The organism is Streptomyces sparsus (genome assembly GCF_054776295.1).
Genome location: NZ_BAAHCA010000296.1, coordinates 1 through 5,215 on the forward strand (window position 1 = coordinate 1; position 5,215 = coordinate 5,215).

Here is a 5,215-nt window from a genome sequence, read left to right on the forward strand (position 1 = left end):
AGCAGGGCGCGTCCCAGGCCGCGGCCGCGGTGTTCGGCGGCGACGGCCAAGGTGAGCTCGGGCACGTTCTCGGCGACGAATCCGGCCTCGGCGTCGGCGGTGCCGAACAGCCGGAGCCAGGCGGCGCCGACGGCTCGCGGCGCGTCCGTGCCGTCCTTCGTCTCCGCGACCAGGCCGAGGTCGCCCGGTTGCGGCCAGCCGCTGATGTAGTGCGCGATCAACGGCTCGGCGAGTGCCTGCTCGCGGCTGGTCGGCGCCCGCCCCGGCTGCCAGTTCACCGCGTCCAGGAGCATCGAGGTGAGGAATCCGGCGTCTTCCGGTGCAGCCGGGCGCAGCGCGTACGCGGTCTGGTCCATTCGACGATCTTGGTCCGTGGACGGGGTGGGCCGCAAGGCTTTCGGGACGGCTACCGCGGGCGCCCGGAGAGGGCCCGGTCCCTGGATGGGGACACGACCGGGCCGGGGAGGCGGCGGGCGGGCCGTCTCCCCGGCCGGCCGGGGGGTGGTGTACCGAAGGGCTAGCCGTTCAGCCCGTTGTGGATGGCGGTGATCAGCTCACCGTTGGCGGTGTCGCCGGTCGTCTCCCAGAAGAAGGCGCCGCCGAGGCCCTGCTGCTTGGCGTAGGCCATCTTTCCCGCGATGGTCTGCGGGGTGTCGTAGCTCCACCACTCGTTTCCGCAGTGCGCGTAGGCGGTGCCGGCGATGGTGCCGGTGACGGGGCACTTGTTCTTCAGGACCTTGTAGTCCTCGATGCCCGCCTCGTACGTGCCCGGTGCGGCGCCGGTCGCGGTGCCGCCCGGTGCGGACTGGGTGACGCCGGTCCAGCCGCGGCCGTAGAAGCCGATGCCCAGCAGCAGCTTCTTGGCCGGTACGCCCTTGGCCTTGAGCTTCTGGATGGCGGCGTCGGAGTTGAAGCCCTGCTGCGGGATCCCGTCGTAGGCCTTCAGCGGCGAGTGCGGTGCGGTGGGGCCGGTCTTCGCCCAGGCGCCGAAGAAGTCGTACGTCATCACGTTGTACCAGTCGGTGTACTGCGCGGCCCCGGCGTAGTCGGCCGCGTCGATCTTGCCGCCGGAGGAGGCGTCCGCGGTGATGGCCGCCGTCACCAACTGCTTGCCGAACTGGCTGCGGAAGGCCTGCATCATGGTCTTCATGACGGCCGGACCGCTGGTGTCGCAGGTGGCGCCGCAGGCGTTGGGGTACTCCCAGTCGAGGTCGATGCCGTCGAAGACACCGGCCCAGCGCGAGTCGTTGACCAGGTCGTGGCAGGACTTGGCGAACGCCTGCGGGTTCTTCATGGCGTCACCGAAGCCGCCCGACCAGGTCCAGCCGCCGAAGGACCACAGCACCTTGATGTGCGGGTACATCTTCTTCAGCTTCAGCAGCTGGTTGAAGTTGCCGCGCAGCGGCTGGTCCCAGGTGTCGGCCTTGCCGTCGACGCTCTCCGCCGCGGAGTACGCCTTGTCGGTGGCGGCGTAGGCGTCGCCCATCGTGCACTTGCCGCCCTGGACGTTGCCGAACGAGTAGTTGATGTGGGTGAGCTTCTCCGCGGAGCCGCTCGTGACCAGGTTCTTGACGTGGTAGTTGCGCCCGTAGACGCCCCACTCGATGAAGTAACCGAGGTTGATGTGGTCACCGGGCGGCGGTTCCTGGCCGCCGCCGGTGGTCCTGACCGTGAGCGGGGAGCTGGCCGGGCCGACCTGGTCGGCGGTGTCGCGGGCGCGCACGGTGTAGGTGTAGTCGGTGCCGGCGGTCAGTCCGTCGTCGGTGTAGGTACGGCCGGTGACGGTGCCGACGCGGGTGGTGCCGCGGTAGACGTCGTAGTTCTTGACGCCCTTGTCGTCGGTGGCGGCCGACCAGCCGAGCGCGACCGAGGTGTCGGTCACCGTGCCGGCGGTGGGGGTGCCGGGGGCCGAGGGCGGGTTGTCGCCGGGGTTGCTGCCGCCGTCGCAGGAGCCGCCGTTGAAGGTGCAGCCGGTGGCGGAGCCGCCTCCGCTGCCGGTGCCGTTGAAGCCGAAGCTGGCGGTGGCGCCGGGGGCGATGGTGCCGTTCCAGCCGCGGTCGGTGGCCTTCCAGCGTCCGCCGGAACCGGTGATGTCGGCGTCCCAGAACGAGCCGACGGTGGTGCCGGAGGGGAAGTCCCACTCCAGGGTCCAGCCGTTGATGGCCGTGGTGCCGGTGTTCTTGATGGTCCACTTGCCTTCGAAGCCGGTGCCCCAGTCCGAGGTCTTGGTGTAGGTGGCGGTCGCTGACGCGGCCTGGGCCGGGGTGGCCAGTACCGTCATGCCCGCCAGGGGGAGCAGCAGCGCGGTGAGGACCGCTGCCGCTCTGCGTCTTATGGTTCCTCTGGTCAAGGAAGGCTCCTCGGTAGAGATCCGATTAACGGTGGAACCTGCGCCGCCCGATGAGTGCGCCGTCGCCCGATGGACCTGACGTGCTCACCACAGTTGTGGGGAGCGTAAAGAGGTCCAGACCACCGGTCAATAGGTCTGGACCAAAAGAAAGCCGGGGAGACGGCGGGCGGGCCGTCCCCCCGGCGGTCGATGCCCCCGAAGGCAGCGGTCCCGCCCACCCCGCGAGGTGGGCGGGACCGCCGTAAGAGGTGTTACGAGGCGTTGAGCCCGTTGTGGATGGCGGTGATCAGCTCACCGTCGGACGTGTCCCCACTGGTCTCCCAGAAGAAGGCGCCGCCGAGACCCTGCTGCTTGGCGTAGTCCATCTTGCCGAGAATGGTCTGCGGGGTGTCGTAGCTCCACCACTCGTCGCCGCAGTGCGCGTACGCGGTGCCGGCGATCGTGCCGGTGGCGGGGCACTTGTCCTTGAGGACCTTGTAGTCCTCGATGCCCGCCTCGTACGTGCCCGGTGCCGCACCGGTCGCGGTGCCGCCCGGCTCGGACTGGCTGACGCCGGTCCAGCCGCGGCCGTAGAACCCGATCCCCAGCAGCAGCTTGTTCGCCGGCACGCCCTGGGCCTTGAGCTTCTGGATGGCCGCGTCCGAGTTGAAGCCCTGCTGCGGAACGCCGTCGTAGGCCCTCAGCGGCGAGTGCGGTGCCGTCGGACCGGTCTTCGCCCAGGCGCCGAAGAAGTCGTACGTCATCACGTTGTACCAGTCCGAGTACCGGGCGGCCCCGGCGTAGTCGGTGGCGTCGATCTTGCCGCCGCTCGAACCGTCCGCGGTGATGGCGGCGGTGACGAGGTCGTCGCCGAACTCGGCCCGCATCGCCCGCATCATGGTCTCGAACGCCTTGGGGCCGCTGGTGTCGCAGGTGGCGCCGCAGGCGTTGGGGTACTCCCAGTCGAGGTCGATGCCGTCGAAGACGCCGGCCCAGCGGGAGTCGTTGACCAGGTCGTGGCAGGACTTGGCGAACGCGTCCGCGTTCTTCACCGCGTCACCGAAGCCGCCGGAGTACGTCCAGCCGCCGAAGGACCAGAGCACCTTGATGTGCGGGTACATCTTCTTCAGCTTCAGCAGCTGGTTGAAGTTGCCGCGCAGCGGCTGGTCCCAGGTGTCGGCCTTGCCGTCGACGCTCTCCGCCGCGGAGTACGCCTTGTCGGTGGCCGCGTAGGCGTCGTCCAGCAGGCACTTGCCGTTCTGCACGTTGCCGAACGAGTAGTTGATGTGCGTCAGCTTCTCGGCCGACCCGTTCGTCACCAGGTCCTTCACGTGGAAGTCGCGCCCGTAGACGCCCCATTCGGTGAAGTAGCCCAGGTTGACGAACTCACCGGGCGGGTCGGGGGTGGGGTCCGGATCGGGGTCCGGGTCCGGGTCGGGATCGGGGTCCGGGTCGGGATCCGGGTCGCCGCCGGAGCCGTCGCAGGCCGCACCGTTGATCTGGCACCCGCTGGGTGAGCCCGGACCGGTGCCGTTGAAGCCGAAGCTGACGCTGGCACCGGGGGAGAGCGTCCCGTTCCAGGCCAGGTTGACGGCCGTGTAGCTGTTGCCGTCCTTGGTGACCTTGGCGTCCCAGTGGGAGCCGACACCGGTGCCGGCGGGGAAGTCCCACTCCAGCTTCCAGTCGGTCAGGGTGGTGTCGCCGGTGTTCTTGATCGTCCACTGGCCGCCGAAGCCGTTGCCCCAGTCGGACGTCTTCTGGAACGTCGCCGTCGCCTTCTCGGCGGCCTGTGCCGGAGAGGCGAGGGCGACCATGCCGCCGATGGGGATCAGCAGCGCCGCAGCGGCCGCGAGGGCTCTGCGTGTCGTGCGTCGTGCGGTGGTGCGTGTCGTTCTCAAGGGCGCTCCTCGAGCTGTGGCCGGCCTGTGCCGCCGGTCCGTCGGGGGGTACCTGCGCCGCCCGGACCGTGTCCGCCTGTACCTGACACGATCGCCGCAGTTGAGAAGCGAGAGTATGGAGGTCTGGACCAATAATCAATAGGTCTGGACCACTTGACGGTCACGGTCGGGTGACGCCCCACTCCTTCGCGAGCACCGCCGCCTGCGTCCTGCTGCGCAACCCGAGCTTGCCCAACACCCGGCTGACGTGCGTCTTCACCGTGGCCTCCGCCATCAACAGCCGTCCGGCCACCTCCGCGTTGGTCAGCCCCTCACCCAGGCACGCCAGCACCTCGTACTCCCGCGCGGTGAGCGACTCCAGCTGCGGCACGCGCGGCCGGGCCGCCCCCGTGCTCGCGAACTCCTCGATCAGCCGCCGGGTCACCGCCGGCGCGATCGTTCCCTCACCGCGCGCCACCGTGCGGACCGCCTCCACCAGTGACGCGGCGTCGGTGTCCTTCAGCAGGAAACCCGAGGCCCCCGCCCGCAGCGCACCGAAGACGTACTCGTCGAGGTCGAAGGTGGTCAGCACCAGCACGTCCGCCAGTCCCTCGGCCACCACCTGCCGCGTCGCGGAGACCCCGTCCAGCTCCGGCATCTGCACGTCCATCAGCACCAGGTCGGGCCGCAGTTCGCGCGCCAGCCGCACGGCCTGCTCCCCGTCGGCGGCCTCACCCACCACCTCGACGCCCGCCGCGCTGCCCAGGATCAGCACCAGCCCGGACCTGACCGCGGACTGGTCCTCGGCGACCAGCACCCGGATCGTCACGCCGCTCACTCTCCCTCGTCCAGCGGGAACACCGCCCGCACCACCCAGCGGCCGTCCTGCGGTCCGGCCTCGAACTCGCCGCCCAGCAGCGCGACACGCTCCCGCATGCCCACCAGCCCGGCTCCGGAGCCCGGCACCGCCGGCCCGGACCGGTCACCCAGCGCACTGTCCACGGCCACC

Annotated in this window: 5 protein-coding genes; all 5 read right to left on the reverse strand. The window is 70.1% G+C overall.

What is annotated here, in order from left to right:
• A partial coding sequence (locus tag ACYVE9_RS14710) for a GNAT family N-acetyltransferase (RefSeq protein ID WP_461028288.1) occupies window positions 1-356 on the reverse strand: 356 nt, incomplete at its 3' end.
• Between the two features lie 161 nt (window positions 357-517).
• Window positions 518-2,281, reverse strand: coding sequence for a glycosyl hydrolase family 18 protein (locus tag ACYVE9_RS14715; protein ID WP_461028289.1), 1,764 nt, complete (start codon window positions 2,279-2,281; stop codon window positions 518-520).
• Window positions 2,282-2,601: 320 nt separating this feature from the next.
• Window positions 2,602-4,143 carry a glycosyl hydrolase family 18 protein gene (locus ACYVE9_RS14720; RefSeq protein ID WP_461028290.1) on the reverse strand — a complete coding sequence of 514 codons (1,542 nt, stop codon included), beginning with the start codon at window positions 4,141-4,143 and terminating at the stop codon, window positions 2,602-2,604.
• Window positions 4,144-4,387: 244 nt separating this feature from the next.
• Window positions 4,388-5,035: a response regulator gene (locus tag ACYVE9_RS14725; RefSeq protein WP_461028291.1), complete on the reverse strand. Its 648-nt coding sequence runs from the start codon at window positions 5,033-5,035 to the stop codon at window positions 4,388-4,390.
• A 5-nt stretch (window positions 5,036-5,040) separates the two neighbouring features.
• The coding region (locus ACYVE9_RS14730; protein WP_461028292.1) for an ATP-binding protein at window positions 5,041-5,215 on the reverse strand (175 nt) is incomplete at its 5' end.